At 57.6% G+C, this 2,726-nt stretch carries 2 protein-coding genes; one reads left to right on the top strand and one right to left on the bottom strand.

Translation table 11 applies throughout. The features are described from left to right. On the bottom strand, window positions 1–1,726 hold a 1,726-nt coding region (gene mutS / locus EGI20_RS17265; protein ID WP_498632948.1), incomplete at its 3' end, for a DNA mismatch repair protein MutS. Between mutS and EGI20_RS17270 the strand changes: the two genes are divergently transcribed. Beyond that, window positions 1,683–2,642, top strand: a complete 960-nt coding sequence (locus EGI20_RS17270; RefSeq protein ID WP_498632950.1) for a tyrosine-type recombinase/integrase — start codon at window positions 1,683–1,685, stop codon at window positions 2,640–2,642. The genes mutS and EGI20_RS17270 overlap by 44 nt on opposite strands. The last annotated feature ends 84 nt before the right edge of the window (window positions 2,643–2,726 follow it).

Here is a 2,726-nt window from a genome sequence, read left to right on the forward strand (position 1 = left end):
TACCGCCCATATTGGGGCCGGTAATCAGCAACAGCTTGCGGGCATCCGACAGGCAGATGTCGTTGGCAATAAAGCGTTCGACGCCGGCTTCCACCACCGGATGGCGGCCTTCAATAATCTCCAGCCGGTTGTTGCCGACAAATTCGGGGGCGACGTAATTGCAGGTTTCGCTGCGCTCGGCAAAGTTGGCCAGCACATCCAGCGTGGCGACTGCTTGCGCCGTCTGCTGTAGCGCGCCGACATGCGGAATCAGTGCATCGAGCAGTGCTTCGTATAACTGCTTTTCCAGCGCCAGCGACTTGTCCTGTGCCGACAGTGCTTTGTCTTCGAATTCTTTCAGTTCCGGCGTGATATAGCGCTCGGCGTTTTTCAGTGTCTGGCGGCGGCGATAGTCGTCCGGCACCTTGTCCGACTGGGCGCGTGACACTTCAATGTAAAAGCCGTGCACCCGGTTGAATTCGACCTTGAGCGTGCTGATGCCCGTGCGCTCGCGTTCGCGTGCTTCCAGTTGCAGCAGGAATTCGCCGCAGTTGGTCTGGATGTCGCGTAGCTCGTCCAGATCGGCCGAATAGCCGTGGTTGATCACGCCGCCGTCGCGCAGCAAGGTCGATGGTTCGGGCAAAATAGCCGCCCGCAGCAGCGCCTCGGCCGGGGCGTTTTTCGGCAGGTGGCTGGCCAGCGTGTTCAGCAGTGTGCTGTTCAGGTTGGCGGCCTGATGGCGGGCGTCTTTCAGGCTGGCGAGCGAGTCGCGCAGCGAGGACAAGTCGCGCGGGCGGGCGCTGCGCAAGGCGATGCGGGCAGTAATGCGCTCGATGTCGGCTACGCCGGACAGGGTATCGCGCAGCGTCTGATGCTGGGAGGCGAGGGAGGCTACCGCATCCAGCCGTTCGCGCAGGCGGGCATGGTTGCGTAGCGGATGATGCAGCCAGTGGCGCAACAGGCGGCTGCCCATGCTGGTGCTGCAATGGTCAAGCAAGGAGGCCAGTGTCGGGCTGGCTTCGCCGCGCAGGGTTTCGGTCAGTTCCAGATTGCGCCGGGTGGCGGCATCCATGCGCACCAGTTCGCGGGTGTCTTCCACGCTCAGGCTGGCGATATGGGCCAGATGCGCACCCTGGGTCTGTTTGGCGTATTCGAGCAGGGCACCGGCCGCGCCGACGGCTACCGGGCTGTTTTCTGCGCCGAAACCGGCCAGATCGCGCGTGCCGAAATGGCGGGTCAGGGTGAGCTGGCCCGATTCGCTGTCAAACTGCCAGGATGGCAGTTTCTTGCGCGGAATGGCCAGCGTGTCCAAGAGGGCAATGGCGTTATCGTCGGGCAGCAAAAGCTCGGACGGGCGCAGGCGCTCAAGCTCGCTCATCACCTCGTCGACCGGCACCTGCATGATGCGGAATTCGCCGCTGGACAGCGACAGCCAGGCCATGCCCAGCACGCCCTTGATGCTGTTAAGCGCCAGCACCAGATTGTCGCGCTTGTCGTCCAGCAGCGCAGCATCGGTCAGCGTGCCCGGGGTGACGATGCGCATGACTTTGCGTTCGACCGGGCCTTTGCTGGTCGCCGGGTCGCCGATCTGTTCGACGATGGCGACCGACTCGCCCAGCTTGACCAGACGCGCGAGATAGCCTTCGGCGGCATGATAGGGTACACCGGCCATCTTGATCGGAGTGCCGGCCGAGGCGCCGCGCGTGGTCAGCGTGATATCCAGCAGGCGCGACGCAAATTTTCGCATCAAGATCGGACAAACGAAGACGCTAAGCGACGTCTATACGCTGTACGTGAAAGATAAGCATGCGCTAACGCTTGCAACGCGACAGACGTATGACAAGAACTATCGTGCACTGGCACGCTATCACGAACGCGATATGAGTCTTGTAAGCGCTGTCGAGTGGAAAGACCTGTTGCTTGAAATCAAGCATAAAAGTGGAGAGACCACCGCGCACCAAACGATGATTTTCTTGAGTACTCTTTATAAGTATGCGCGGAACATGGAATACGTAAGCACATCGCCAATTTCCAAGATTTCGGCAACGAATCTCTTTAAAAAGCCGTCGCCGCGCAGGAAAAAGCTATCTATTGAGAATCTGCCAGGTTTTATTGCTCATGCTCAAACACTCCATCCGCTTCTGCGCGATTTTCTGATGATTGCCCTGTTGCAGGGTTGGCGTAAGTCGATCATTGCAAATATGCGGTGGGATCGCGTTGATTTCGCTAATCGTACGTACCACATACAGCCAGAAGACGTCGGTAACAAGAACCACGGTACGTATGACATGCCCATCTGCGACTGGGTTTGGGGCAACATCATTGAGCCGCGCAGCAAGACACGTGCACCAGATGCTGTATGGATTTTGCCGAGCCATAAGCACCAAGGAAAACCCACGTCAAGCCCCGAAGACGCCCTGAAAAAGATTTCGGAGTCTATCGGGGGAGTTGAAGTTTGTTGCCATATCTTGCGTAAAACGTTCGCAACGTTCGCCGATTTTAAGTTAAAAGATATGCGTTTGTTGCAATATCTGATGATGCACAGTGTCGCTATTGAATATAAAGTAACAGATAGTTATATCGTGAGTGACCGAGCGGATAATTTGTACAAGCGAACGCAGTTGAATATTGTTGCTGAATTCATGCTCAACTTGGATAACTAAGTAAAGTTTTCCGAACCTGACATGTGCCCCTGGCCCCGGCCGGGGCGCGTGGCAGCCGGTTTTTGTGCCGTGATCGCGCTGATA

Source organism: Aquitalea sp. S1-19 (assembly GCF_024343515.1).